The sequence below is a fragment of the Reyranella sp. genome, assembly GCF_017305915.1.
Taxonomy (GTDB): domain Bacteria; phylum Pseudomonadota; class Alphaproteobacteria; order Reyranellales; family Reyranellaceae; genus Reyranella.
On record NZ_JAFKJN010000027.1, the window covers coordinates 28,083 to 53,253 of the forward strand.

24 protein-coding genes and 1 tRNA gene are annotated in these 25,171 nt (G+C 69.0%); 11 read left to right on the plus strand and 14 right to left on the minus strand.

The window, feature by feature from the left end; genetic code table 11:
- Positions 1-54 precede the first annotated feature (54 nt).
- A complete protein-coding gene (locus J0J01_RS24870) occupies positions 55-1,212 on the plus strand; it encodes an aminotransferase class I/II-fold pyridoxal phosphate-dependent enzyme (protein ID WP_296385654.1) in 1,158 nt (385 codons plus the stop codon).
- Here the strand turns inward: J0J01_RS24870 and J0J01_RS24875 are convergent.
- Complete coding sequence (locus tag J0J01_RS24875) at positions 1,200-2,180, minus strand: proline racemase family protein (RefSeq protein WP_296385656.1); 981 nt, start codon at positions 2,178-2,180, stop codon at positions 1,200-1,202. The two genes, J0J01_RS24870 and J0J01_RS24875, sit on opposite strands and share 13 nt — an antisense overlap.
- Complete coding sequence (locus tag J0J01_RS24880; RefSeq protein WP_296385657.1) at positions 2,177-3,325, minus strand: acyl-CoA dehydrogenase family protein; 1,149 nt, start codon at positions 3,323-3,325, stop codon at positions 2,177-2,179. Before J0J01_RS24880 ends, J0J01_RS24875 begins: the two co-directional genes overlap by 4 nt.
- Before the next feature lie 63 nt (positions 3,326-3,388).
- Between J0J01_RS24880 and J0J01_RS24885 the strand changes: the two genes are divergently transcribed.
- Positions 3,389-3,463 (plus strand) — tRNA-Gly (locus J0J01_RS24885).
- A gap of 25 nt (positions 3,464-3,488) precedes the next feature.
- Complete coding sequence (locus J0J01_RS24890) at positions 3,489-4,757, plus strand: enoyl-CoA hydratase/isomerase family protein (protein ID WP_296385659.1); 1,269 nt, start codon at positions 3,489-3,491, stop codon at positions 4,755-4,757.
- Between the two features lie 212 nt (positions 4,758-4,969).
- Here the strand turns inward: J0J01_RS24890 and J0J01_RS24895 are convergent, their stop codons facing one another.
- From J0J01_RS24895 to pyrC, 7 genes are all read right to left on the minus strand, one after another.
- Positions 4,970-5,623 (minus strand): ABC transporter ATP-binding protein, encoded by a 654-nt coding sequence (locus J0J01_RS24895; protein ID WP_296385661.1) that lies wholly within the window; start codon positions 5,621-5,623, stop codon positions 4,970-4,972.
- The gene (locus J0J01_RS24900; RefSeq protein ID WP_296385662.1) at positions 5,620-7,038 is read right to left on the minus strand and encodes an ATP-binding cassette domain-containing protein; all 1,419 of its coding nucleotides are present in this window, start codon (positions 7,036-7,038) and stop codon (positions 5,620-5,622) included. Before J0J01_RS24900 ends, J0J01_RS24895 begins: the two co-directional genes overlap by 4 nt.
- Positions 7,038-7,967, minus strand: a complete 930-nt coding sequence (locus J0J01_RS24905) for a branched-chain amino acid ABC transporter permease (RefSeq protein WP_365738262.1) — start codon at positions 7,965-7,967, stop codon at positions 7,038-7,040. Before J0J01_RS24905 ends, J0J01_RS24900 begins: the two co-directional genes overlap by 1 nt.
- Positions 7,968-8,031: 64 nt before the next feature.
- A complete protein-coding gene (locus tag J0J01_RS24910) occupies positions 8,032-8,619 on the minus strand; it encodes an ActR/PrrA/RegA family redox response regulator transcription factor (RefSeq protein WP_296385664.1) in 588 nt (195 codons plus the stop codon).
- A gap of 29 nt (positions 8,620-8,648) precedes the next feature.
- Positions 8,649-9,989 carry an ActS/PrrB/RegB family redox-sensitive histidine kinase gene (locus J0J01_RS24915; RefSeq protein WP_296385666.1) on the minus strand — a complete coding sequence of 447 codons (1,341 nt, stop codon included), beginning with the start codon at positions 9,987-9,989 and terminating at the stop codon, positions 8,649-8,651.
- Positions 9,990-9,991: 2 nt separating this feature from the next.
- Positions 9,992-10,798: an NUDIX domain-containing protein gene (locus tag J0J01_RS24920; RefSeq protein WP_296385667.1), complete on the minus strand. Its 807-nt coding sequence runs from the start codon at positions 10,796-10,798 to the stop codon at positions 9,992-9,994.
- 120 nt (positions 10,799-10,918) lie between these two features.
- A complete protein-coding gene (pyrC, locus tag J0J01_RS24925) occupies positions 10,919-11,977 on the minus strand; it encodes a dihydroorotase (RefSeq protein WP_296385669.1) in 1,059 nt (352 codons plus the stop codon).
- 50 nt (positions 11,978-12,027) lie between these two features.
- Between pyrC and J0J01_RS24930 the strand changes: the two genes are divergently transcribed.
- Genes J0J01_RS24930 through J0J01_RS24940 form a run of 3 tightly spaced genes read left to right on the plus strand, consistent with a single transcriptional unit; the run spans position 12,028 to position 14,716 of the window.
- Positions 12,028-13,062 (plus strand): serine hydrolase, encoded by a 1,035-nt coding sequence (locus J0J01_RS24930; protein ID WP_296385670.1) that lies wholly within the window; start codon positions 12,028-12,030, stop codon positions 13,060-13,062.
- Complete coding sequence (locus J0J01_RS24935; protein ID WP_296385671.1) at positions 13,059-13,955, plus strand: alpha/beta hydrolase; 897 nt, start codon at positions 13,059-13,061, stop codon at positions 13,953-13,955. The genes J0J01_RS24930 and J0J01_RS24935 overlap by 4 nt, the downstream gene beginning before the upstream one ends.
- Before the next feature lie 47 nt (positions 13,956-14,002).
- The gene (locus J0J01_RS24940) at positions 14,003-14,716 is read left to right on the plus strand and encodes an MBL fold metallo-hydrolase (RefSeq protein WP_296385672.1); all 714 of its coding nucleotides are present in this window, start codon (positions 14,003-14,005) and stop codon (positions 14,714-14,716) included.
- Here the strand turns inward: J0J01_RS24940 and J0J01_RS24945 are convergent.
- Positions 14,676-15,590, minus strand: coding sequence for a LysR family transcriptional regulator (locus J0J01_RS24945; protein ID WP_296385674.1), 915 nt, complete (start codon positions 15,588-15,590; stop codon positions 14,676-14,678). The two genes, J0J01_RS24940 and J0J01_RS24945, sit on opposite strands and share 41 nt — an antisense overlap.
- A 92-nt stretch (positions 15,591-15,682) precedes the next feature.
- On the opposite strand from J0J01_RS24945, the gene J0J01_RS24950 reads away from it, so the two are divergent.
- Positions 15,683-16,417, plus strand: coding sequence for an SDR family NAD(P)-dependent oxidoreductase (locus tag J0J01_RS24950; RefSeq protein ID WP_296385676.1), 735 nt, complete (start codon positions 15,683-15,685; stop codon positions 16,415-16,417).
- 8 nt (positions 16,418-16,425) lie between these two features.
- Here J0J01_RS24950 and J0J01_RS24955 read toward each other — a convergent pair whose 3' ends face one another.
- Positions 16,426-17,619, minus strand: coding sequence for a glycoside hydrolase family 5 protein (locus tag J0J01_RS24955; protein ID WP_296385677.1), 1,194 nt, complete (start codon positions 17,617-17,619; stop codon positions 16,426-16,428).
- Between the two features lie 35 nt (positions 17,620-17,654).
- Here J0J01_RS24955 and J0J01_RS24960 point away from each other — a divergent pair, with 35 nt between their 5' ends.
- Entirely contained in the window at positions 17,655-18,821 is a 1,167-nt protein-coding gene (locus J0J01_RS24960; protein WP_296385679.1) for a hypothetical protein, read from the plus strand.
- On the opposite strand, the gene J0J01_RS24965 is transcribed toward J0J01_RS24960, so the two are convergent.
- Entirely contained in the window at positions 18,818-19,789 is a 972-nt protein-coding gene (locus J0J01_RS24965; protein ID WP_296385681.1) for a tripartite tricarboxylate transporter substrate binding protein, read from the minus strand. The genes J0J01_RS24960 and J0J01_RS24965 overlap by 4 nt on opposite strands.
- Before the next feature lie 60 nt (positions 19,790-19,849).
- On the opposite strand from J0J01_RS24965, the gene J0J01_RS24970 reads away from it, so the two are divergent.
- Complete coding sequence (locus J0J01_RS24970; protein ID WP_296385683.1) at positions 19,850-21,112, plus strand: MFS transporter; 1,263 nt, start codon at positions 19,850-19,852, stop codon at positions 21,110-21,112.
- Between the two features lie 19 nt (positions 21,113-21,131).
- On the plus strand, positions 21,132-21,914 hold the full coding sequence (locus tag J0J01_RS24975; protein WP_296385684.1) for a class I SAM-dependent methyltransferase: 783 nt from the start codon (positions 21,132-21,134) through the stop codon (positions 21,912-21,914).
- Here the strand turns inward: J0J01_RS24975 and J0J01_RS24980 are convergent, their stop codons facing one another.
- Entirely contained in the window at positions 21,915-22,892 is a 978-nt protein-coding gene (locus J0J01_RS24980; RefSeq protein ID WP_296385685.1) for a zinc-binding dehydrogenase, read from the minus strand. It abuts the gene before it with no gap.
- A gap of 103 nt (positions 22,893-22,995) precedes the next feature.
- On the opposite strand from J0J01_RS24980, the gene rutA reads away from it, so the two are divergent.
- A complete protein-coding gene (gene rutA, locus J0J01_RS24985; protein WP_296385687.1) occupies positions 22,996-24,078 on the plus strand; it encodes a pyrimidine utilization protein A in 1,083 nt (360 codons plus the stop codon).
- Positions 24,079-24,222: 144 nt separating this feature from the next.
- On the opposite strand, the gene J0J01_RS24990 is transcribed toward rutA, so the two are convergent.
- Positions 24,223-25,164 carry an acetamidase/formamidase family protein gene (locus J0J01_RS24990; protein ID WP_296385689.1) on the minus strand — a complete coding sequence of 314 codons (942 nt, stop codon included), beginning with the start codon at positions 25,162-25,164 and terminating at the stop codon, positions 24,223-24,225.
- Positions 25,165-25,171 lie beyond the last annotated feature (7 nt).

Here is a 25,171-nt window from a genome sequence, read left to right on the forward strand (position 1 = left end):
ACAGCGTTGCGGGGCAAGCATCGCCCGTAAGGCTGTCGTAAGGTTCACGATACAATGACGATAAAGAAATCCGTCACGCCGGCATCGCTCGCCGCCCAGGCCATGGGCTGGATCGATCCGGTGACCAGGGCCGTCGTGCCGCCGATCCACATGGCGAGCACCTATGAACGCGACGCCGACAATGCCTATCGGTCGGGTCGCATCTACGCGCGCGCCGACAACCCGACCTTCGATCAGGCCGAGACGACGCTCAGCGCGCTCGAAGGTGGCGCAAAGGCGCTGATTTTCTCCTCCGGCATGAGTGCGGCGACGGCCTGCTTTCTCGCCCTGGCGCCGGGCGACCATGTCGTCGCGCCGAAGGTGATGTACTGGTCGCTGCGCAACTGGCTCGGAAACTTCGCCACGAGCTGGGGCCTCAAGGTCGAGTTCGTCGATGCCGACCGAATCGACGCGATCGTTGCCGCGGTGCGGCCCGGCGATACAAAATTGGTATGGCTCGAGACGCCGGCCAACCCGACCTGGGCGGTGAGCGATATCGCCGCAGCCGCCGAGATCGCGCACAAGGCGGGCGCATTGCTGGCCGTCGATTCGACGGTGGCGACCCCGGTGCTGACGCGGCCGATCGAGCACGGCGCCGACATCGTGATGCATTCGGCGACCAAGTATCTGAACGGTCATTCCGACATCATCGCCGGCGCCCTGGTCGGCGCGCACGACGACGAGCACTGGGCCAGGCTGCGCATGATCCGCGCCCAGCTCGGCACCGTCCTCGGCCAGACCGAGGCGTGGCTGCTGATGCGCGGCATGCGCACGCTGTTCCCGCGCGTGCAGTGGGCCTGCCGCTCGGCCGAGACGCTGGCGCAGAAATTCAGCGAACATCCGATGATCGCCGAAGTGCTTTATCCTGGGCTGCCGTCCTTCGCCGGCCACGCGGCCGCGAAGAAGCAGATGAGCGGCGGCTTCAGCGGCATGCTGTCGGTCCGCATCAAGGGCGGCGAGCCCACCGCGATCGCGACGGCCGCTTGCGTCGAGCTGTGGAAGCGCGCGACGTCGCTGGGCGGCGTCGAAAGCCTGATCGAGCATCGCGCCAGCATCGAAGGCCCCGGCACGCCGTGCCCGCCGGACCTGCTGCGGCTGTCGGTCGGCATGGAGGACGCGGGCGACCTCTACGACGACCTCGACCAGGCTTTGCGGCGCGCTCATAACGCCTGATCCAAGGTAAAGCCGCCGCGCAGCGGGTCGTCGGCATCGAAGCGGAAGCGGCTCTCGCCGGTGACGTGGGCGATGCCGCCGACCTCGACGATCACCGATTTGCGCGGCCCTACCGACGGTGCATCGCGCAACGCCTTGCCGGTGAAGATCGCGCTGGTGCAGCTCTCGAAGCGGCGCTCATCACCTAGCCGCGCCTGGCGTCGCGCGACCTGCAACGCCAGGCGGGCCGACACGCCGCTGCCGGTCGGGCTGCGATCGATCTGGCGGCCGGCAAAGATGCAGACGTTGCGGCTGGGCGCCGACGCACCGTCGCCGCCGTCGGTCAGGATGGTGCCGTAGAGGAAGGCGAGATCGGGCTCGGCCGGATGCTCGATCGGCACCGCCTTGGCGACGGCGCGCGCGATCTCTTCGCCCGCGTCGGCGATCTGGCGCATGGGCGACTGGCGCAGATCGAGGCCGATCGAATCGGCCGACAGGAACGCGTAGAACGCGCCGCCGTAGGCGATGTCGACCGTCACCGGCCCCCAGGCCGGCGTCGGCGCCACGCGATCGAGCGCGTAGACGAACGACGGCACGCTCTCGAACCGCACCGAGCCGTCGGCCGCGACGGTGGCGACAACAAGCCCGCACGGGCATTGCAGCCGCACGATCGGCCCCTTCACGCGGCCGCTTTCGACCGCCCAGCGGGCGAGCGCGATGGTCGCGTGGCCGCACATCGTCGACCAGCCCTCGTTGTGCATGAACAGCACCGCGAGATCGGCCTCGGGATGATCCGGCTCGACCAGCAGCGCGCCGTACATGCCGTCATGGCCGCGCGGCTCGAGCATCAGGCCGCGGCGCAGGTGATCGTGGCGCTCGCGAACCTCGCGCCGCTTGTCGAGCAGCGTTACGCCGATAAGCGTCGGCCAGCCGTCGACGACGATGCGTGTCGGTTCGCCGCCGGTGTGCATCTCGACGGTCGTTATCATCCGAACACCTGCGGCAGCGCGGTGCCGATACGCTCGTTCATCATCTCGATCGAGCCGTCGGTGTAGGCGGCGATCTTGGCGCCGGCGAGATGACGCGCCAGCGGATACTCGGCGCGCAGGCCGTTGGCGCCCATCGCCTGGATGCAGTCGGCGATGCGCTGGACGGCCATGTCGGTCGCGAACTTCTTGGCGTAGGCCGCGGGCAGCACCGCGTCCTTGCCCTCGTCGATCAGCCGCGCCGCGCGATAGGTCAAGAGCCGCGCCGCTTCGAGCTGGGTCGCGGCATCCACGAGCTTCCAGCGCACGCCCTGATGGTCGATCACCGGCCGGCCGAAGGTCTTGCGCCGCTGCGTGTAGCGCACCGCCGTCTCGAGCGAGGCCTGCAGCATGCCGCAGCACATGGCGGCGACGTAGGCACGCGCGCCGTTGATGCCGGCCAGCGCCGCCTTGAACGCCGCGCCCGGCGGATGCAGGAGGGCCTCGTCCAGCGCGATGTAGTCGACCAGCCGGAAGCCGCCGACGCCGATCGCGTGGCCGCCATGCAATTCGAACGGCTTGTCGCGATGGAAGCCCGGCCGCTCGGCCTCGATCGCAAAGCAGGCGATGCCGCGATAGCCCTGGCTCTTGTCCGTCTGCGCATAGGCGACCGAAAGGCCGGCGACGGCCGCGTTGGTGATCCAGGCCTTGGCGCCGTTGAGCTTCCAGCCGCCCTCGACCCGCTCGGCCGTCATCTCCAGCCCGCCGAAATCGCTGCCGACCCCGGGTTCGCTCAAGCCGGCGCAGCCGATCACCTCACCGGTCAGCATGCGCGGCAGCAGGCGCGCGACGTGCGCCGGCTTGCCGTCGCGGGCGAAGCGGGCGCAGGCGTTGTGATGATTGATCAGCGCGAAGGCGAAGGCGAAGTCGGCCTTGGCGATCTCCTCGAACGCCCGCAGCTTGCAGGAAAAGCGGAGCCCCTGCCCGCCATGCTGCTTGGCGAGCTCGATGGTGTTGAGGCCGGCCGCACAGGCGTGCTTGACGGTCTCGTAGGGATAATGCCGCTCCCATTCCCAGCGCGCGGCATGGGGCGCCACATGTTCCGCGGCAAAGGCCCTGGCCTTCGCGACGACGGCAAGTTCTTCAGGGGTCAGGGTTTCGTCCAGCATGATGCCTCCGATACTACGATTGGCGCTTGGCGGCGCCAGCGGGCCGGCTAAAATGGCGGCGACGCGGGTGTAGCTCAGGGGTAGAGCGTCGGCTTCCCAAGCCGTAGGTCGCGGGTTCAAATCCCGTCGCCCGCTCCAATTTTCTTCGGGTCGGGAAACGCACATGGACACGATCGTTGCGGCGCCGGCAACCAGCGGCGATTTCGCGGCGGACGTGGCCGCCTTCTCCGCCTACTGGCGCAGCGCCGGCCAGCAGGCCGCCCGCGATGCCCGCTGGGCCTTCCTGCGCCGGCATGCCCGCACGCTCTACGACAAGCTGACCGACGCTCGCGCCAAGTTCGTGCGCATCGAGCGGCTGGCCTACGACGCCGCGGCGCTGGTGCCCGGCCTCGTGCCGACCAAGGCCGAGGTCGATGCCGAGTCCGAGAAGAAGCAGGCGGACAAGGACGGCGTCGAGATCGACCAGGGCATCCTGTTCAACCAGTTCCTCGCCGATCCCGAGTGCGGCCGCCATCTCGTCCACGCCATGCTGCTGCCGCGCGAGGAATCGGCCGAGGCGCTGGCCAAGTTCCGGCGCGACGGAAAACTCGATCTCGGCACCGCCAAGGTCGAGCGCCACGGCAAGGCGGCCGTCCTGCTGCTGTCGAACAAGCGCTTCCTCAACGCCGAGGACAACGCGACCCAGCCCGCGACCGAAATCGGCGCCGACGTCTGCATCCTCGATCCCGACGCCCAAGTCGCCGTGCTGCGCGGCGATGTCGTGCCCGAGGGCAAGTATGCCGGCCGCCGCGTGTTCAACGCCGGCATCAACCTCACCCACATCTATTACGGCAAGATCCCGTTCCTGTGGTTCCTGATCCGCGACCTCGGCTTCGTGAACAAGATGTTCCGCGGGCTGGCCAAGCCCGAGCTGCCGCCCGACGAAGTGTCCGGCGAGTCGATCGAGAAGCTCTGGATCTCGGCGGTCGAGACCTTCGCGATCGGCGGCGGCTGCCAGATCCTGCTGGCGACCGATTTCAACATCGCCGCTCGCGACGCCTACATGACGCTGCCGGCGCGCAAGGAAGGCATCATCCCGGGAATGTCCAACCTGCGCCTGGCACGCTTCGTCGGCGACCGCATCGCCCGCCAGGCGATCATGTACGAGCGCCGCATCGACTGCGATTCCGACGTCGGCCGGCTGATCTGCGACGAGGTCGTGCCGCCGGACCAGATCGACGCCGCGATCGAGCGCGTGATCGACCGCATCACCACCTCGGGCTCGGTCGGCGCGATCGGCAATCGGCGGGCACTCCGGCTCGCCGCCGAGCCGTTCGACACCTTCCGCCAGTACGCCGCGCTCTATGCCCGCGAGCAGGCGCTCTGCCACTTCAGCCCGGCGTTGATCTCCAACCTCGAGAAGTTCTGGAACGCGCAGAGCCGCAAGGCGTAGCGGCCGTTTCCGACCGTTTTCGCGGTTTTTGGCAGGATTCCCATTTATCGTCGCGAAAGATCCCTCGCTTCGCTCGGGATGACAGAGGGCGTGTTGCAGGCACATGGAGCGACTCAAGCACAGTCGCGCCCCAGCACCTATTATGGGCATTGGACTGGGCAAAAAGCCCCAAAAACAGGGGCTCCAAATGCCTTCCATTGCCCATAATGACCCTAGCCGCCGGCCATCAGGTCGGCGAGCTGTGGATCGTTTGCAAGCTGAGCGGCCAACGCCGCCCGCACCACCTTGCCACGGCTCAGCACCACGCCGCGGCTCGCAATGCCGAGCGCCAGGCTGGCGCGCTGCTCGCTGAGCAGGATCGCGGTACCCTCCGCGGCAACGGCCCGCAGCCGCGCCAGCAGGTCCGCCACCACCAGCGGCGCGAGGCCGAGCGTCGGCTCGTCGAGCAGCAGCAGGCGCGGCCGGTCGATCATCGCGCGCGCCAGCGCCAGCATCTGCTGCTGGCCGCCCGACAGCAGCCAGGCGCGGGCATGCGGCCGCTCGGCCAGCATCGGGAAGGCCGCCAGCATCTCCTCGACCCGTCGTCGCCGATGCACCGCGGGCAGACGCGACGCGGCTTCGAGGTTCTCCTCGACGGTGAGGCCCGCGAACAGCCGCCGCCGCTCGGGCACGTAGCCGACGCCGAGCGCGATACGCCGCTCGACCGGCAGCGCGCTCACGTCGCGGCCGAACAGGCGGATCGACCGCGACGGCCGGAAGCCCAGGATGGTCTCCATCAGCGACGTCTTGCCGGCGCCGTTGGCGCCCAGCAGCGCCACGATCTCGCCGGCCGCGACGGCGAAGGTGCCGGTGTCGAGAACGGTCATGCCGGCACGCCGAGGAAGCTCGCCCGCACCCGCGGATCGGCGCGCACCTCGGCCGGCGAGCCGACGGCGATGATCCTGCCACCCTCGAGGCAGACCAGGCGGTCGCAGACGCGCGTCAGCAGCTCGATGTCGTGGTCGACCAGGACGATGCCGCGGGTACGGCGCAGGCGCTCGAGCCAGTGCGCGAGCGCGTCCCGCTCGCGGTCGGTCATGCCGGCGGCAGGCTCGTCGAGCAGCAGGAAGGCCGCGCCGTTCGACACGGCGCGCGCCAGGCCGGCGCCGCGGCTCTCGCCCTCGATCGGCGTCTGGAAGGTGCGGCCGATGCCCAGGCGCGCGATCGCATGCGGCGGCAGATGCTCGAGCCCGATGCTGTCGAGGACGATGGTGCCGGAATCGGCGCGTTCCAATCCGCTGATGACGTTGAGCAACGTCGTCTTGCCCGAGCCGTTGGGACCGATCAGGCCGACGACCTCGCTGCGCTCGACGGCGAAGGAGACGTCGCCGAGCGCCTCGACGCCGCCGAAGCGTTTGCTGACGCCGGTGAGCACGAGGTGCAGAGGGCGGGCCGCGGGCGCGATCGGCCGCGGCAGGGTTGCCGCGCGGGGCCGCGTGAACAGGCCGGCCAGGCCTTCGGGCGCCCACAGCACGACGGCGAGCGTCGCGGCGGCGTAGGCGAGCAGCCAGCTTCCCTGCAGGCCGCGGAACAACTCGGGCAGCAGGACCGCGACGGCGGCGCCGAGGACCGCGCCCAGCGGATGGCGGGCGCCGCCCAGCACGACGGCGGTGAGGCAGAGCAGCATCACCGAGAAGCCGGTCGCCTCGGGCGAGACCACGCCGGTCAGCGCGGCCGAGAAGCCGCCGGCCAGGCCCGCAACGGCGCCGCCGACCACGAAGGCGGTGAAGCGCCACAGCGCGCCGTCGATGCCCAGGGTCGCGGCGACCAGCGGCGCTTCGCGCAGCAGGCGGGCCTTCTCGCCCATCGCGCCCCGGAACACGAAGGCATAGGCGATCACCGCCGCGATCAGCACGAGCCAGACCACGATCGCGAGCGTCGTGCCGCGCGGCAGGGCCACGCCGAAGCCGACCAGGCCGTTGGCCCCGCCGGTCAGGCCCTCGGCATGCAGCGCCACCAGATTGATCAGCGAGGCGAGCGCGAGCGTGGCGAGCGCGAAGTAATGCGATTGCAGCCGCAGCATCGGCGGCGCGGCGAGCGCCGCCACCGCGCCGGCGGCGAGCGGCGCCACGAGTAGGGCGAACGGACCGATCTGCTCGGCAGTCAGCGCCGTGGCGTAGGCGCCGACGCCGAACAGCGCGCCTTGCGCGAGGTTGAGGGCCCGCAGTTGGCCGAACACGATCTGGTAGCCGAGGCCCAGCAGGGCATAGAGGCCGACCAGGGTCGCCAGGCGCTCGGCCATCAGGCGCGCTGCCCGACCGGCTCGCCGAACAGGCCGCGCGGCCGCACCGTCAGCACCAGCAGCACCGCGATGTAGAGGGCGGCGGAGGCCCAGGCGTCGCCGATCGAGGCCGAGACGAAGGTCTCGAACACGCCGATGGCGAGGGCGCCGATCAGCGCGCCGGGCACGCTGCCCCAGCCGCCCAGCGCGACCGCGATATAGGCCTTGAGCATGTGGCCGGCGCCTTGCGTCGGCGTCACCAGGAACTGGTGCCCGAGCAGGAAGCCCGCGATGCCGGCGAGCGCGCCGGAGAGCGCCAGCGACAGCGTGACGTAGCGCGCGACCGGAATGCCGACGGCCCGCGCCATGTGACGGTCGGCGGCGACCGCGCGCATGCGCCGGCCGACCTGGGTGCGCTCGAGCAGCAACCACAGGCCGGCGACCAGCACGCCACCGACCAGCACGATCGCCAGCGGCTGCAGGCCGAGGGTCGCGCCCGCGCCCGCGATCGTGATCGTCACCGCGCCGCTGCCGAGGAAGGGCGGCGTGGTGTGCGGCGCGGCGCCCATCGTGAGGGTGAGGCCCTGCTCGATCATCGCCGCGAGCGCGATGGTCGCGACGAAGGTGGCTTCGGGCGGCCGTCGCGCGAGCGGCAGGATCGCGACATGGGCGGCAACGATGCCTGCTGCGGCCAGGGCGAGCGCGACGAGCGGCAGCAGCAGGATTCCGGGCAGGCCGAGCCATCCCACGAGCAGCACCGCGACCGCGCCGCCCAGCACCACGAGATCGCCGTGCGCGAAGTTCACCGCACCCGCCGCGTTGAGCGCGAGCACGAAGCCCAGCGCCACCAGCGCATAGGCCATGCCCAGCGCCAGCGCGTTGAGGACGAGTTGGAGGGTGATCAGTGCGCGCTCATGGGAAGATCTGTCGTCCTGAGCGAAGCGAAGGATCTAGCGCTTCAACAGAGTCGTTGACCGATCCGTTAGGTCCTTCGCTGCGCTCAGGACGACAGAATTAATGTTCTCTTGGCGCGTGCTTGCCCAGGATGCGCTGCAGGGTGCGGCGGTGCATGTTGAGGCGGCGCGCCGTCTCCGAGACGTTGCGGTCGCACTGCTCGAACACGCGCTGGATATGCTCCCAGCGCACGCGGTCGGCCGACATCGGGTTCGACGGCGGCGGCGGCAGCTTGCGGCCGTGCGCGGTCAGGGCCTGCTCGATGGCGTCGGCGTCGGCCGGCTTGGCGAGATAGTCGACGGCGCCTTCCTTCACCGCGGCGACGGCGGTGGCGATGTTGCCGTAGCCGGTCAGCACGACGATGCGGATGTCGGGCCGCGCCTGGCGCAGGGGTCCGACCAGCTCGAGGCCGTTGCCGTCGCCCAGCCGCAGATCGAGCACGGCGAAGGCCGGCGGCTTGGCGGTCTGGGCCAGCGCCTCGGCGACCGAGCCGACGGCGGTAACGATGAAGCCACGCAACTCCAGCGCACGAGCGATGCGATTGCGGAAGGCAGCATCATCGTCGGCGATCAGAAGCGTGCGATCCTTGGCATTCGTTACACCAGCGAGGATCGGGGAGACTGGGCGGGGGGCGCCTGTGTCACTCATGGCCTCTCCTTAGACGGGACGTTTTGCCGCTATGTAGCCTTGAAGACCGGGTTTGGCCAGCGCACGACGACTGCAGCGCCGCTCTCGCGGGCGCTGCGATTACCGAAACTCACCGAGGCACCGGTACGTTCCAGCAGTGTTTTCGCGATGAAAACACCCAATCCCATGTGTCCTTCGACGCCCTGGCGGGTCGAGATGAAGGGCGTTCCCAATTCGTCCAGCAGCGCCTCGGAGAAGCCCGGGCCATCGTCCGAAACCTCGACCTCCGACCATTCGGTGGTCCAGCGCGTGGCGATGTGGACCTCGGCGTCGGCGAACGAAACGGCGTTCTGCACGATGTTCCCGATGCCCTGCATGATCTCGGGGCTGCGCAATTGTATCGGCGCGGTGGTCGGCACGCCCTCGCCGATCGGCCCGGCTTCGAAGGTGATGGCGATCGCCTCGCGCTGATAGTGCTGCGCCGCGGCCTCGATCAGCGCCGGCAGCGGCACCAGCACGTACTGGTCCGACACGTCGCCGGCGGGATCGACGGAGAGCCGCGCCAGGATCGAGCGGCAGCGGTCTGATTCCGACGACAGCAGCTCGACATCCTCGCGCAGCGGATCGTCGGCCTCGACCTCGCGCAGCATCTCCTTGGCGACCACCGCGATGGTCGAGAGCGGCGAACCGAGCTCGTGCGCCGCCGCCGCGGCCAGCGCGCCCAGCGCCGACATGCGCTGCTCCTGCGCCAGCGCCGCCTGCGCGGCGAGCAGCGCGTCGTTCATCTGGCGCGCTTCCTCGGCGAGCCGCCAGCCGTAGAGCGTGACCAGCAGGGTGGTGAGCGTGAGGCCCACCCAGACGCCCGCCCGGTAGATGTCGGGCAGCTCGGGCGGCGTGCCGGTCCACGGCAGCGGCTGGTGCAGCGCGCCCAGCAGGCCGATGCTGACGATGGTGAGCAGCGACAGCGCGATATTGCTGGCGAGCGAGAGGATAGTGGCGCCGATCGCAACAGGGGCCAGCATCAGCAGCGCGAACGGATTGACCAGGCCGCCGGTGAGATAGAGCAGTACGGCGAGCTGCACGATGTCGAAGGCGAGGAAGATCGTGGCCTCGCGGTCGTCGATGCGCGCCGACGCCGGCCGGCCGAGGCTGACCGCGAGGTTGAGCAGCGCCGAGAGCGCGATCGTGCCGCCGACCGGCAGCAAAGGCAGCGTGAAGCCCAGGCCCCAATGCACGACCGCGGCGGTGAAGAGCTGGCCCGCGACCGCGGCCCAGCGGATGAGCACCAGGGTGCGCAGGCGGACGCCGCCGCGCGGCGGCAGGCCCGGGCTGGACGTGGCCAGAGGTGCGGCTTCGGCGGGCGACGAGGGACGCTCGGCGCGCGCGGCCATCGCTATTCCTCGATCATGAGGTGCTTGCGATGCACCGTGATGAACAGCGGGATCTTGCGCTGCTTCTTGCGGTCGGGCGGCTCCTTCACCAGCCGGCCGATCTCGCCGAGGATGAGGCCGGTGATGGTCGGCAGCGGCAGCTCGCGCGCCTCGTCGAGCTTGACCCAGCGGACGTCGCCCATCTCGCTGGAATGGCGGATCTCGCCGCTCGCATCCTCGGCGCGGGCCATGAAGAAGCGGGCGTTGAAGCGGCGCGGCCGGCCGGGCGGCGTGACCGCGCGCGCGATCAGGTCGAGGCTGTCGAGCGCCGGCGCCATGCCCCGGTCGAGGAAGCCCTTCCAATGCTCGCCGTAATCCTTGGTCACGCCGCTCTTCAGCGGCTTGCCGAGGATCAGGCCGGTCTCCTCGAAGGTCTCGCGCACCGCGGCGACGCCCAGCGCCTTGGCGCGCTGCTCGGAGGCGGCCTTCAGCAGGCGCGCCTTGACGTGGCGGTCGAGTGGCGTGGCGATCGGGATATGGGCGTCGGCCTTGTCGACCCGGCCGCCGGGAAAGACGTAGCGGTTGGGCATGAAGGCCGACTTGGCCGCGCGGCAGCCCATCAGCACCTCGGGCGTCCGGCCCTTCATCCGTACCAGGATCAGCGTCGCCGCATCGCGCGGCCGCATGTAGGGGTACTTCTCCTCGAATTTCTCGACCGGGCGCTGCTGGCCAGGTTTGAGGGCGCCAGGCGTCAGCGGGATGTCGCCGTGGACATAGCCCTTGTCGGTGCCGCGCACGACGGCGCCGGCGGGAATACGCGATTTGCTCATGGGGATGACGATAGCACAACGCGCACCCTGTCATCCCGAGCGCAGCGAGGGATCTATGGGCCGCGGCATAGATCCCTCGCTACGCTCGGGATGACAGGGTTCGCTCAGGACGACAGAGAGCTAAAAGCTCCAACCCACCGGCGTGTCCGGGCGGAACACCACGATGCTCTTGTTGCCGCCGGGAACCTCGACCCGCTCGGGGGCGTCGAGCGGCCGGGCCTGCAGGGTGATGCGCGCCTCGTTGGCCGGCAGGCCGTAGAAGCGCGGGCCGTTCAGGCTGGCGAAGGCCTCAAGCTTGTCGAGGGCGCTTTCCTCCATGAAGACCTGGGCATAGACCTGCATCGCCACCGGAGCGTTGAACACGCCGGCGCAGCCGCAAGCGCATTCCTTGGTGTCCGCCGTGTGCGGCGCGGTGTCGGTGCCGAGGAAGAATTGCGGGCTGCCCGAGGTCGCGGCCTTGCGCAGGGCGAGACGGTGCTCCTCGCGCTTGGCGATCGGCAGGCAATAGAAGTGCGGACGGATACCGCCCTTGAAGAGGGCGTTGCGGTTGTAGCTCAGATGATGCGGCGTGATGGTGCCGCCCAGCCGGCCCGGATGGGCCTCGACGAACTGCACACCCTCTCGGGTGGTGATGTGCTCGAGCACGATCTTCAGACCCTGGTGGCGCTTGATGAGCGGCGCCAGCACCTTGTCGAGGAACACCGCCTCGCGGTCGAAGATGTCGACTTCGGGATCGGTGACCTCACCGTGGACCAGCAGCGGCATGCCGGCTTTCTCCATCGCCTCCAGGCCGCGGGCGATCGCGTCCATCGAGGTGACGCCGTGCGCGGAGTTGGTCGTGGCGTGCGCGGGATAGAGCTTGGAGGCGACCCACACGCCCTCTTCCTTGCCGCGCGCCAGCTCGGCCGGGTCGGCGCCGTCGGTCAGGTAGCAAGTCATCAGCGGCTCGAATTCGAGCTCGGCTGGAACCGCTCTGCGGATTCGCTCGCGATACGCGGCGGCTTCGGCGACCTTGGTCACCGGCGGGACCAGGTTGGGCATGATGATGCCACGGGCGAATTGGCGTGCGGTGTGCACGGCGCAGGCCGCCAGCATCGGGCCGTCGCGCAGATGGACGTGCCAGTCGTCGGGGCGGCGGATGGAGAGCGTTGTCGGCTGTTGCGTCAAAGGCGGGGCCATACGGCGTTTCTACGCTTGCTCCCGCAGCCCCTCCAATGTTGATTGCGTGCATGAACGCGCTGAAAGACGCCATCGCCTACGCCCAGTCGATCGAATCCAAGTGGGCGGCCGACATGAAGATGCCCGACGGGCAGTTCGTCATGACCTACGATTCCGGCGAGAAGGCCCCCGACAACGAGATGCTGGGCCCGGTGGCCCATCGCGGCGGCCACTCCGGCATCGTCTATCAGGGCGGCAAGCTGCTGGCCGAATGGGGCGACACCGGGCGCGCCGACATGACTTTCAGCGTGGCCAAGAGCTTCCTGTCGCTGCTGGCGGGGCTCGCGGTCGGCGACGGGCTGATCAAGAGCCTCGACGACAAGGTCGGCTTCGACGGCGAGCAGAACCGCGACATCACCTGGCGCCATCTGCTGACCCAGACCAGCGAATGGTCGGGCACGCTGTTCGACAAGGAGGACCGCATCGACCACAACCGCGTGGTCGGGCTGCAGGTCGCCGAGGCGCCCAAGGGCACGCGCCGCGCGATGAAGAAGCCGGGCAGCTACTACGAATACAACGACGTGCGGGTGAATCGGCTGTCGCTGTCGATTTTGGAACTGTTCAAGGAGCCGCTGCCGTCGGTGCTGAAGCGCCGCATCATGGACCCGATCGGTGCGTCGACCGGCTGGAAGTGGGACGGCTACCGCAACTCGACGGTGAAGATCGACGGCAAGGACATGATCTCGGTGCCGGGCGGCGGCCATTGGGGCGGCGGCATCGTGATCTCGGCGAAGGACCTCGCGCTGATGGGCCTCCTGGTGGCGCAGGGCGGCGCCTGGAACGGCAAACAGCTCCTGCCCAAGGGCTGGACCGCCGAGCTGGTGAAGCCCTGCCCGGTCGCGCCGTTCTACGGGCTGATGTGGTGGCTCAACACCGACCGCCGGCAGTTCGCGGCGGCGCCGGAGCGTAGCTACTTCGCGTTCGGCTGGGGCAGCCACATCGTCTGGATCGATCCCGACAACGATCTGGTCACGGTGCTGCGCTGGGTCGATCGCAAGAAGGCCGGTGGTTTCGTCGAACGTCTGCTGGGTGCGATCGAGAAATGAGCCTCGACTACTCCGCCGTCCCGCGCCTGCCCGACGGCCGCACCGCTCTCGAAACCATCGCTTCAGTCGCCGCCACCTCCAAGGCCATCAAGGTGCCAATGGGCAACGGCGGCCAGATGATGTGGCACGTCTGGGGCGAAGGCCAGAATAGCGACAAGGGCAAGCCGACACTGCTGCTGTTCCACGGCGGCTCGGGCTCGTGGATCCACTGGATCAGGAACGTGCAACCGCTGTCGCAGCATTTCACGATCTACGCCGCCGACATGCCGGGGCTGGGCGACAGCGATCCGCCCAACGACGTGCGCGACATCTGGTCGGTGACCGACTGCGTCGAGCATGCGGTGAACAGGCTGCTGCCGAAGGACCGTCCGTTTTTCCTCACGGGCTTCTCGTTCGGCGGCATGGTGTCGGGGCATCTCGCGACCCGGATGCCCGAGCGCATCAAGCGGATCGTGTTCGTTGGCGCGGGCGGCCTGAAGGCGACGCGCAAGCCGACCGAGAAGCTGCACAAGCTGCTGCCCACGATGGCGCCGCAGGTGCTGGCCGACGAGGCGCGGCGCAATCTCGAGCTGCTGATGCTTCACGACCCGAAGAACGTCGATGGCATCGCCATCCACATGCAGATCATGAACACCACGCGCGCCCGGACGCGCAGCCGCGACATGGGCATCGCCGGCGCGCTCTCGAAGGTCCTGCCGCAGGTCAAGACGCCCTTCACCGGCATCTGGGGCGAGTTCGATTCGACGACCTACCCCTACATCCAGGAGCGCATCGACCTCTTCACGGCGCTGCAGCCGGACTTCCGGATGCATGTCATCCCGGGCGCCGGCCACTGGGTGGCGTACGAGGCGGCCGATGCCTTCAATGCCAGGCTGCTCGAGGTCCTGAGGTAATATCGAGGTAATTGCGGGCGCCGCGCCGAGGAGTCACCCTTGGCAACATGAAAACCGAAGTCACCGAGATCGCCGACAAGATCTACCGCCTCTCGACCCTGGTGCCGCAGATCGGGCCGAACGGATTCACGTTCAACCAGTTCCTGATCGATGCCGACGAGCCGATGCTGTTCCATTACGGCCATCGCTCGATGTTCCCGCCGATCTCCGCCGCGGTGGCGAGCGTGATCCCGCTCGACAAGCTGCGCTGGACCTGCTGCAGCCATGTCGAGGCCGACGAATCGGGCGCGATCAACGAATGGCTGGCGGCGGCGCCGAACGCCACGCCGATGCACGGCCAGATCGGCATCAACATCTGGGTCACCGACATGGCCAACCGCGCGCCGCGGGCGCTGAAGAACGACGAGGTGGTCGACATAGGCGGCAAGCGCGTGCGCTGGCTCGACACGCCGCACGTGCCGCACAACTGGGACGCCGGCCTGGTCTACGAGGAGACCACCGGCACGCTATTCAGCAGCGACCTGTTCACCCAGATGGGCCCGTGCGCGGCGACCACCACCGGCGACATCGTCGACGCCGCCATCGCGACCGAGCGGGCGATCCCCTTCATGCCGAGCACGCCGCAGGCCGAGCCGACGCTGCGCCGGCTGGCCGCGCTCGCGCCGAAGACGATCGCCCTGATGCACGGCCCGAGCTTCAAGGGCGACGGCGGGGCGGCGCTCAACGCGCTCGCTGACCATTACGCGAGCAAGCGGAGCTGAGCTGAGCTGCCAGATAATCGGAAAAGGCCCGGACCTTGAGAGAGGGTCGGCGGCCGCCCGGGTAGACGGCGTGCAGCTCGACCCCATCGAGCTGATAGTCGGAAAGGATCGCGACGAGCTCTTCGGCCTCGAGTTCGGCCCGGCACATCCATCGCGAGGCGAGCGCTATGCCGAGCCCCGCCTTGGCGCAGGCCACGACGCCGTCGGCCGAGGCGATCTTTATCGGTCCTTTCACGGCGGCGGACGCAGCCCGGCCCGAGCGCATGAAACGCCAGCCGGTTCGACCTGAGAGACCAGGGCCGAGGATGCAATCGTGCCTCGCCAGGTCGGCCGGAGTTTGCGGCGTCCCCCGACGCGCGAGATAGACCGGCGAGGCAACGGCGAGGCGCGGCGCCGTGCCCAGCAACCGTGCGCCGAAGCCAGAGTCGGCCAGAGGGCCGAGCCGTAGGGCCATGTCGGCGCCCTGCGCGACCAGGTCCTCGTTCCGGTCGGACATCAGGAGCTCGATGCCGAGCTTCGGATGCTGTTCGGCGAAGCCGGGCAGGCGCGGGATGACCTCACGAATGCCGAAGGCGCCCGACAGCGCCACCCGCAAGGTGCCGCGCAGGCTGTCGGCGCCGCGCGCGGCATTCTCGGCATCGTCGAGATCGCCGAGGACTTGCCGCGCCCGTCCGAGGAACACCCGGCCGGCGTCGGTCGGCGTGACGCGCCGCGTGGTGCGCAAAAGAAGCTTCACGCCCAGCCGCGCCTCGAGGCCCGCGACCATCCGCGAGATCGACGGCTGCGACACCCCGAGCTCGCGCGCGACGCGGGAGAAGCTGCCGGTCTCGCCGGCACGGACGAAGGCGGTCAATTCCCGCAGCCGGTCACTCATACGCCTGGCGTATAAATCAGATGCGCGGCGCTCGTCTACTGCGCGCACCCCGTCGACATCACCTTCTCCCGCAACCGATAAGGAGAACCCCAATGACGACCACAGCCCTCATCACCGGAGCGACCAGCGGGATCGGCCGCGCGGTGGCCGGCAAACTGGCGCAGACAGGCGTTCACGTCATCGTCGTGGGCCGCAACGTGGCGCGTGGCGAAAAGACGATCGCCGACATTCGGGCCGCGGGCGGCAAGGCCGATTTCATCTCGTTCGATCTGCGCGACGCGGCGAGCGCTCGCGCAATCGCGCGAAAGGCCGCCGAGTTGGGCGGCGGCCATGTCGACATCCTGGTGAACAACGCCGGCATCTTCCCGTTCGGCGCGACGCACGAGATGAGCGAGGAGACGTTCGACGACGTCTATGCCCTCAACGTCAAGGTGCCCTACTTCCTCGTCGCTGAGCTTGCGCCTGCCATGGCGCAGCGCGGCAAGGGAGCCATCGTCAACGTCTCGACGATGGTGGCCGATTACGGTGCGGCGGGCCTCAGCCTCTACGGATCGAGCAAGGCGGCCATCAATCTGCTGACCAAGGCGTGGGCAGCCGAATACGGCCCCAAGGGCGTGCGCGTGAACGCGGTCAGTCCGGGACCGACCCGCACCGAGGGCACGGCGTCGATGGGCGACGCGTTGCAGGACCTCGCGTCGCAGGCGCCGGCCGGGCGTCCGGCCGCGCCCGAGGAGATCGCCGAGACGATCGCGTTCCTGGCGTCCGACCGCGCCAGTTTCGTCCAGGGCGCAGTTCTGCCGGTCGATGGCGGCAGAACCGCTGTCTAGAGCAACGGCTAGGGCGCGGCTTTCAATCCGAGCGACGCCAGGTAGCTCCAGCGCACCGTCGTCCTGGCGAAAGGCAGGCCGTCGAGATACTGGGCCATCGCCTTTTCGATCAGTGCGTCCGGCGGCTTCGCCTGCGTGCGGCCGTCGGCGAAGGCCACGATCTCGTTCCAGCCGTCGGGGCGCTTGATCGACACCACGGTCGAGGGCGTGTCGAGATTCTTGTAGGTCCAGAACGACCAGCCGATGCCGTGCGTCTCGTGCAGCGTGCGGAACTCGGCGTTCCAGTCATCGGTCAGCTCGCCGGTCTCGCCGAGGAACAGCGGCACGTCGTGGAGGTTCGCGAAGTTGAGATGGCGCTGGATCGAGTCGCGCTTCGTGCTCGCCCAGAACGAATGATAGGTGTAGGCGAGGTTGGCCGCGAAGGGCGGGCCGAACATGTCGAAGCTCGAGCTCCACTGCCCCGCCGCCAGGATCACGACGCGGCCGGGATCGACGGCACGGATCGCCGCGGTGACCCGCTTGTAGAACGGCTCGAGCCGCGGGTTCAGCGTCGCGGTGTCGTGGTAGGGCGCGATCGGCTCGTTCAGGATGTCGTAGCCCAGGATCGTCGGATCGCCGGCGTAGCGCCGCGCGATCGCCTGCCACAGCTTCACCGTCAGATCGCGGTCGCGCGGCACGTAGAACATCAGCGGATAGCCCGGCCCGTCGTCGTGGTTGATGCCGGTCTGGCCGCCGGGGGCTGCGTGGAGGTCGACGATAGCGTAGAGGCCGGCCGCCTTCACCCAGCCCACCACGCGATCGAGCAGCACCCAGCCCGGCCCCGCCATCGTGCCGTCGGCGGTCATGAACAGGTTCCAGTGCAGCGGGATGCGTACGGTGTTGAAGCCGACCGACTTGATGAAGCGGATGTCGTCCTCGGCAATGTAGCGCTCGCGAAACTCGGTCCAGAAGGCCTTCGCGTGCTCGGGGCCGAGCAGGCGATCGAAGGCGCCGTAGATCTGGCGCGGCGACTTCGCCACCTCGAGCTTGAACATGTAGCCTTCGGGCATCAGCCAGTTGCCCAAGCTGATGCCCTTGATGTGCAGGATGCTGCCGTCGGGGGCGATGAAGTTCTTGCCCTCGGTGCGCACCAGCCGGCTCTCGGCCGGCGCCGGCGCCGCGAGCGCCAGCACCGCCATCCACACCGCGAGCAGCAAACGCATGACGGCACTGTAACAGGCGCCTATGGTCGCGCGGCATGATTCTCGCCGCCCTGCTGCTGCCGGTCGCCGTCGTTGCCGTCCTCGTCCTGATCCAGCGGCTCCGGGTCCCGGCCTTCCTGGCGCTGATGGTGGTGGTGGTCGCCTACGGCGCGGCCGCCGGCATGACCGCCCAGTCGATCGGCAAGGCGTTCGGCCTGGGCTTCGTCGCCGCGCTCGAGCAGGCCGGCCTGCTGGTCGTCGCCGGCGCGCTGGTCGGCCGCATGCTGATCAAGCAGCCGCTGCCCGGCCCCGCCGCGGCGATCGCCGGCGCGCTTGCCGGACTCGGCGGCTCGGCCGCCGGCGGGCTGGCGCTGCTGCAGCCGGCGGGCCGCGCGATCGGGCTGGCGCTCGCCTTGCTTGCCGTCCACGCACTGGTTGCGCCCTCGCCGCTCGCCGTCGCCGCGGCATCGGTGCTCAAGGCCGACATTCGCACGATGGCCGGCATCGCGCTGCCCGTGGCGATCGTCGCGGCAGCAATCGGCTGGGGCCTGTTCGCGCGCGACGCTCGCCAGCCCGGCAGCCTCTCCCCCGGCTGGCTGGCGATCGCGGTGCCGATCGCGCTGCTGGTCATGCAATCGATCGCGCAGATGCCGAGCGAGCCGCTGGGCAAGGGCGGCGCGCGCGAGTTCTGGACCGGCATCAGCCGGCCGCTGATGCTGGCGGTGCTGGCGATCGCGCTGGCGGTGCTGCTGTCGCGCCGCTGGCAGCCCGGCGTGCTGGCCGACACGAGCTGGGCGCCGCTGCTGCTCACGGTCGGTGCCGCCGGCGGCCTGGCGCGCGTGCTCGACGAGACCGGCATGGCCGAGCTGCTGGCCGAATACATGCTCGATCCGCGGCTCGGCCTGCTGGCGCCGTTCCTCGCCGCGGCGACGATGAAGACGATGCAGGGCAACTCGCTCAGCGCCGTGCTCACCGCCTCGGGCATGATCGAGCCGATGCTGCCGGCGCTCGGCCTCGACAGCGCCCACGGCCGCGCGCTCGCCGCCGCGTCGGTCGGCGCCGGCTCGATCGCGATCTGCCACGTCAACGACCCGTTCTTCTGGATCGCCGCGCACATCGGCGGCCTGACGCCCGTGCAGGCGCTGCGCACGATCGCGCTCGGCAGCCTCGCCGTCGGCGTCGCCGCCCTCGGCCTGCTCGCCGCGCTGCGCGTGGTTCTCTAGTCGAGCTTCACGCCGGAGGCCTTGACCGCGGGCGCCCACGCCTTGCGGTCGGCCTCGACGAACTCCTTGAAGCCGGCGCGGCCCGCCGGCGGCATGTCGAGGCCGAGGTCTTCCTTCCAGCGCTTCTGGATCTCGGGCTGCTGCAGGGCATCGCCGATCGCGGCTTCGAGCTTGGCGACGATCGGTTCGGGCGTGCCGGCGGCGCAGCCGACGCCGTACCACGAGGTCGCGACATAGCCCGGGATGGTCTCGGCGATCGCCGGGATGTCGGGCGCCGCCTTGGAGCGTTCGGCCGACGTCACGCCCAGGCCCTTGAGCTTGCCGCCGCGCACCTGGCCCAGCATCGACGGCATGTTGGCGAACATCATGTGCACCGTGCCGGCGATCAGATCGTTGTAGGCGGGGCCCGCGCCCTTGTACGGCACGTGGATGATGTCGACGCCCGCCATCGCCTTGAACAGCTCGCCGCTCAGGTGCAGCGAGGTGCCCGGACCGGACGAGGCGAAGGAATACTTGCCCGGCTCCTTCTTGCAGAGCGCGATCAGCTCCGCGACGTTGCCCGCCGGCAGGCTTTGCGTCACGCCCAGCAGGTTGGCGAGCAGCGCCACGCGCGAGATGGCGATGATGTCCTTGTCGGGATCGTAGGGCAGCTTGGTGTAGAGCATCGGGTTGAGCGTATGACTCGCCACCGAGATCAGGCCGATCGTGTAGCCCTCGGGCGCCGACTTCGCGATCTCGACCGTGCCGATATTGCCGCCGGCGCCGCCTCTGTTGTCGACCACGAACGACTGGCCGAAGGTCTTGGAGAGATGGTCGCAGATCAGGCGGCTCACCGTGTCGGTGCCGCCGCCGGCCGCGAACGGCACGACGAAGCGCACGGGTTTGCTGGGCCACGCCGCTTGCGCACGCGCCGCACGGAATGGCACGGCCGCTGCGAGACTGCCCAACACCACGCCACGCCGATTCATACGCTTCCTCCTGTGGAATTTGTTGGCCGCACATTATCTGCACCGCTAGCGTGCGGCCCAATGGATTCGCCCCAGCCGACGGAAGAGCGCTCCGCACTGCGAGCGCTGTTGCGGCAGCCCGATTTCCTGCGGCTGTGGCTGGTCGGCGCCTTCGCCAACGCCATGCGCTGGCTGGAGATGCTGGCCTCGGGCCTGTTCGCCTTCGAGATCACCGGCTCGGCGCTGGCCGTTGCCGGCGTCGTCGCGGCGCGGCAGTTGCCGCAGCTCTTCTTCGGCGCCTTCGCCGGTGCCGTCTCCGAAGCGGTCGACCGCAAGCTGATCGTGATGCTGGCGCTGCTGGTGCCGGCCGCCATCGCCACCGTGCTGGCGACTCTCGCCACCACCGGCCATCTCGAGCTGTGGCATGTCGCGCTCGGCAACTTCGTCGCCGGCACGATGTGGTCGACCGAGATGTCGACGCGGCGGCGCATGGTCGGCGAGGTCGCCGGCCTGCGCATCATCCAGGCGATCGCGCTCGATTCCTCGACCAACGCGGCGACCCGGATGATCGGCCCGCTGCTGGGCGGCATCACCTTCGAATGGCTGGGCATGAAGGGCGCCTACACGGTGACCGCGCTGGTGCAGTTCGCCGGCGCCTTCGCGCTCGCGGGCCTGGTGCATCGCCAGATGACGCGGCGGCTGGCGCTGGCGCGCATCCCGGCCGACATCGTCGAGGGTCTGCACTTTGCCAGGACCAAGCCGGTGATCCTGCTGGTCTATGGCGTCACCATCGTCACCAATGCCTTCGCTTTCTCCTATTCGGGGCTGGTGGCGCCGCTCGGCCTGGCCGCGTTCCAGGTCTCGCCCGGCCTGGTCGGCCTGCTGGCGGCGGCCGAGCCGACCGGCGCGCTGCTGGGCGGCGCGCTGATCGCGGCCGGCATCATGCGCATGGATCGGCGGCTGATGTTCGCCGGCGGTGCCGCGATGTTCATGGTGATGCTGCTGATCGCTGCCCTGTCGCCGTCCTACTGGCTGGCGCTGCTGGTGCTGTTCGTCGGCGGCTTCGGTACCGCGGGCTTCGGCAACATGCAGACCACGCTGATGCTGACCGAGGCGCCGATCGAAGTGCGCTCGCGCCTGATGGGCATCGTCACGGTGTGCATCGGCACCGGCCCGCTGGGCGTCCTCGCCGCCGGCGTGCTGGCGCGCGAGATGGGGCCGCGCGGCGCCATCCTGGTGATGGCGACGCTCGGCCTGCTGGCGACGCTGGTGCTGGTGCTGGCACTGCGGCCCAGGCCGCCGCGCCCGCCGGACTTGCCTCCGGACTTGCAGACGGGCGCTTGACCGTGCGCTCATGTCCACAATGACCACCGCCCCCACACCGCAACCGTACGACCCGGAGCGCTACCGCTCGGCCGCAGCGCATTACGAACACGGCCGCGTCTCCTACGCGCCGGCGCTCATTCGCCGTGTCGCCGAGGTCGTCGGCCTGCGTCGCCAGCATCGCGTGCTCGACCTCGGCTGTGGCCCGGGTCCGCTGGCGCGGCAGTTCGCTCCGCTCGCCCAGGAAGTGGTCGCCATGGACCCCACGCCGGAGATGCTGAATGCGGCCCGGGCGTTGGCGGGCGGAATCGCAAACATCCGCTTCGTCGCGGGCAGCTCCTACGAGCTCGACCCGGCGCTCGGCCGGTTCCACCTGGTCGTCATGGGCCGCTCCTTCCATTGGATGGATCGCGTGGACACGCTGAAGCGGCTCGACCGCATGATCGAGCCCGCGGGCGCGGTGGCGCTGTTCGCGGATTCGGCGCCCGCCATCCCGGCGAACGCCTGGCTGAAAACCTGGCAGGACATCTGCGCCCGCTACGAGCCCAAGATCGGGGCCCATGCGCACGATCCCAACTGGATCCGCCACGAGGCGGTCCTGCTCGATTCGCCCTTCGCCTGGCTGGAGCAGTTCGGCGTCATCGAACGCCGTCCGCTCGACGTCGAGACCCTCGTGCAGCGGACATTGTCGATGGGCTCCACCTCGCCCGGGCATCTCGGTGAGACGGGGACGGCAGCCATCACGGCGGAAGTCAGGTCCGCGCTCGCCGACGTCCGCGAGGAGGTGGTGATGACCTCCGCGCTGGTGGCGTGGCGACCCTGATCAGGTCCTGAGCAGCAGCTTGCCTGCGACATGGCGGCCCTCGAGGCGGCGGTGCATCTCGGCGGCCTCGCCGAGCGGGAACACGCCCTCGATCGGCACCTCGAGCCAGCCTTCGCTCAGGCCCTCCAGGCAATGCGCGACGCCGGCGGCCCAGGCAACCGAGCTCCGGTCGACATGGCCGAGATGCAAACGCGTGAAGGTCTGCGAGCGCGGCAGGATACGCTCGCGGATGTTCTTGAACGGCTGGCCCTCGGCCTCGCCGATGCTGATCACGTGGCCCATCACGCGCGTCACGCCGAAGGTGCGGTCGAGCATGGTGGCGCCGTAGGAATCGATCGCCAGATCGACGCCCTTGCCTTTCGTGAAGTCGAGGACTGCTCTTTCGAAATCCTCGGTGGCGATGTTGACCACGCGCGAGGCGCCGTATCCGAGCGGCCGCTTCTCCTTGCCCGCGGTGCCGGTGGTGCCGATCACCACGAGGCCGGCATGGACGGCAAGCTGCGTCACCATCAGGCCGACCCCGCCGCCGATCGCGTTCACCAGCACCGTGTCGCCCGGCTTCAGCCGGCCATGCACGTTGAACAGCATGTGCCAGGCGATCAGCGCCTGGATCGGGAAGGCCGCCCCGACATCGAAGGGCACGGCGTCCGGCAGCTTGATCAGGCCCGCCGCGCCGGCAACGCATTTCTCGGCATAGCCGCCGCCCTTCTCGGGGAAGGTCGCGACCCGGTCCCCGACCTTCACGTTGGTCACGCCAGCGCCGAGCGCCGACACGGTGCCCGCCACTTCGAAGCCCAGCACCATCGGGTAGGTTATGGCGTGCGGATAGATGCCCTGGCGCACCTGCGTGTCGGCCCAGTTGCAGCCGGCATAGGCCACGTCGATCACGGCCTCGCCCGGCCCGGCCACCGGATCGGGCAGGTCGGCCAGCCCGAGCTGCTCGGGGCCGCCGGTGGCGTGGATCACGACTGCTTTCACGTTTCCCTCCCGTAGAACTCACCGGGCCATTGCAACTTCCATGCAAGGGTCGCTGGCATGCCGCTTGCTGCGCCGGCAGGTGTCGCGTGTACAGGAGGTCGTCATGGATATCGGTGTGTTCATCCCGATCGGCAACAACGGCTGGCTGATCTCGACGACCTCGCCGCAATACATGCCGAGCTTCGAGCTCAACAAGCAGATCGTGCTCAAGGCCGAGCACTACGGCCTCGATTTCGCCCTGTCGATGATCAAGCTGCGCGGCTTCGGCGGCCAGAGCGAGTTCTGGGACCACAATCTCGAATCCTTCACCCTGATGGCCGGCCTCGCCGCCGTCACCAAGCGGATTCAGCTCTATGCCTCGGTCGCCGTGCTGACCATTCCGCCGGCGATCGTGGCGCGCATGGCCTCGACCATCGATTCGATCTCGGGCGGCCGGTTCGGCGTCAACATCGTCTCGGGCTGGGCCAAGATGGAGTACGAGCAGATGGGCCTGTGGCCGGGAGAGGCGCACTTCGCCAAGCGCTACGACTACTCGACCGAGTATGTCACCGTCCTGCGCGAGCTCTGGGAGACGGGGTCGTCCGACTTCAAGGGCGAATACTTCAAGATGGACGACTGCAAGCTCTCGCCGCGCCCGCAGGCCGACATGAAGATCGTCTGCGCCGGGCAGAGCCCACGCGGCATGGAGTTCGGTGCGACGTACGGCAACTACAACTTCACCCTGGGCAAGGGCGTCAATACGCCGACGGCGCATGCACCGACCAACCTCGCGATGCTCGAGGCGGCAAAGAAGACCGGGCGCGACGTCGGCAACTACGTGCTGATGATGGTGATCGCCGACGAGACCGACGAGGCGGCGATGGCCAAGTGGCAGCACTACAACGAAGGCGCCGACATGGGCGCGCTGGCCTGGATGGCGGGCGAGGCCAACTCCGATCCCAATGCCGCTGCGGGCGGCACGGCCATGCGCATCGCCGCCCCCGAGGGCGCGATCAACTTCAACATGGGGACGCTGGTCGGCTCCTACGCGTCGGTCGCGAAGATGCTCGACGAATGCGCCGCGGTGCCGGCGACCAAGGGCATCATGCTGACTTTCGACGACTTCCTGATCGGCATGGAACAGTTCGGCCAGCGCATCCAGCCGCTGATGAAGACGCGGGCGGATCGGCTGAAGGTGGCGGCTTAGATGAAGCCATCCCTCCCCATTCATACGGGGAGGTGGCGCGGTAATCCGCGACGGAGGGGTCATCAGCCGCAGTCACGGTGGGGCTCATGACCCCTCCGTCGGCGCATGACGCCGACACCTCCCCATATGAATGGGGAGGAAAGCTTACTCGAGCACGATCCGCGGGAAGTAGAACGACACCACCCAGTTCGGCACGTCGACGATCGAGCTGATGCGCAGGTCGGCGCAGACGCTGCACAGCATGTAGGCGTCGACCGGCGCGTAGCCGTAGCGCTTGCTGAGCAGGTCGATCATCTCCGACACGGCGGTGCGCGCGCCGGTCATCAGATCGGGGCCGATGCCGGTCGTCACCTCGTAGCCCTTCTTGTCGAAATGATCGGTGACCGGACCCCGCGTGGTGTAGCGCGGCATCTTGAGATGGGCGCCCTTCACCAGCTCGAGCTTCAGCGCGATGTCGATCGGGCTCTCGATCGCGGTGCCGCAGACCTCACCGTCGCCCTGGGCGGCATGCGTATCGCCGACCGAGAACAGCGCGCCCTCGACCTCGACCGGCAGCAGCAGCTCGGTGCCTTCGATGATGTCGCGCACGTCCATGTTGCCGCCGACATTGCGCGGTGGGACGATGCTGTGCAGCCCCGGCGCGGCCGGCGCCACGCCGATCGTGCCGGGGAACGGTCGTAGCGGCACGCGACCGCCCGGCCCGTACATCGCCGGCGTCAGGCCGGGATCGTAGTTCCAGTGATGGATCCTGGCCTCGGGGAACTGGTCGGCGAGCAGGCCGAAGCCCGGGATATTGCCGGTCCAGCCCCAGCCGGACGGCTTGAAGTTCAGCACTGTGACCTTGACCGCGTCGCCGGGCTTGGCGCCGTCGATGAAGACTGGACCGGTCACCGGATTGACGAAGGCGAGATCGAGCTTGGCGATATCGGCCGCGGTCGAGGTCTTCGACAACTGACCCGACGAGGCGTCTTTGGTTTCGAAATGGATGGTCTCGCCCGGTGCGATCTTGAGGACCGGCTTGAAGGCGTTGTTCCAGCCATGATGGATATGATCGCGATGGATCGTATGCTTGGCATGGCCGTGCATCGGCGGC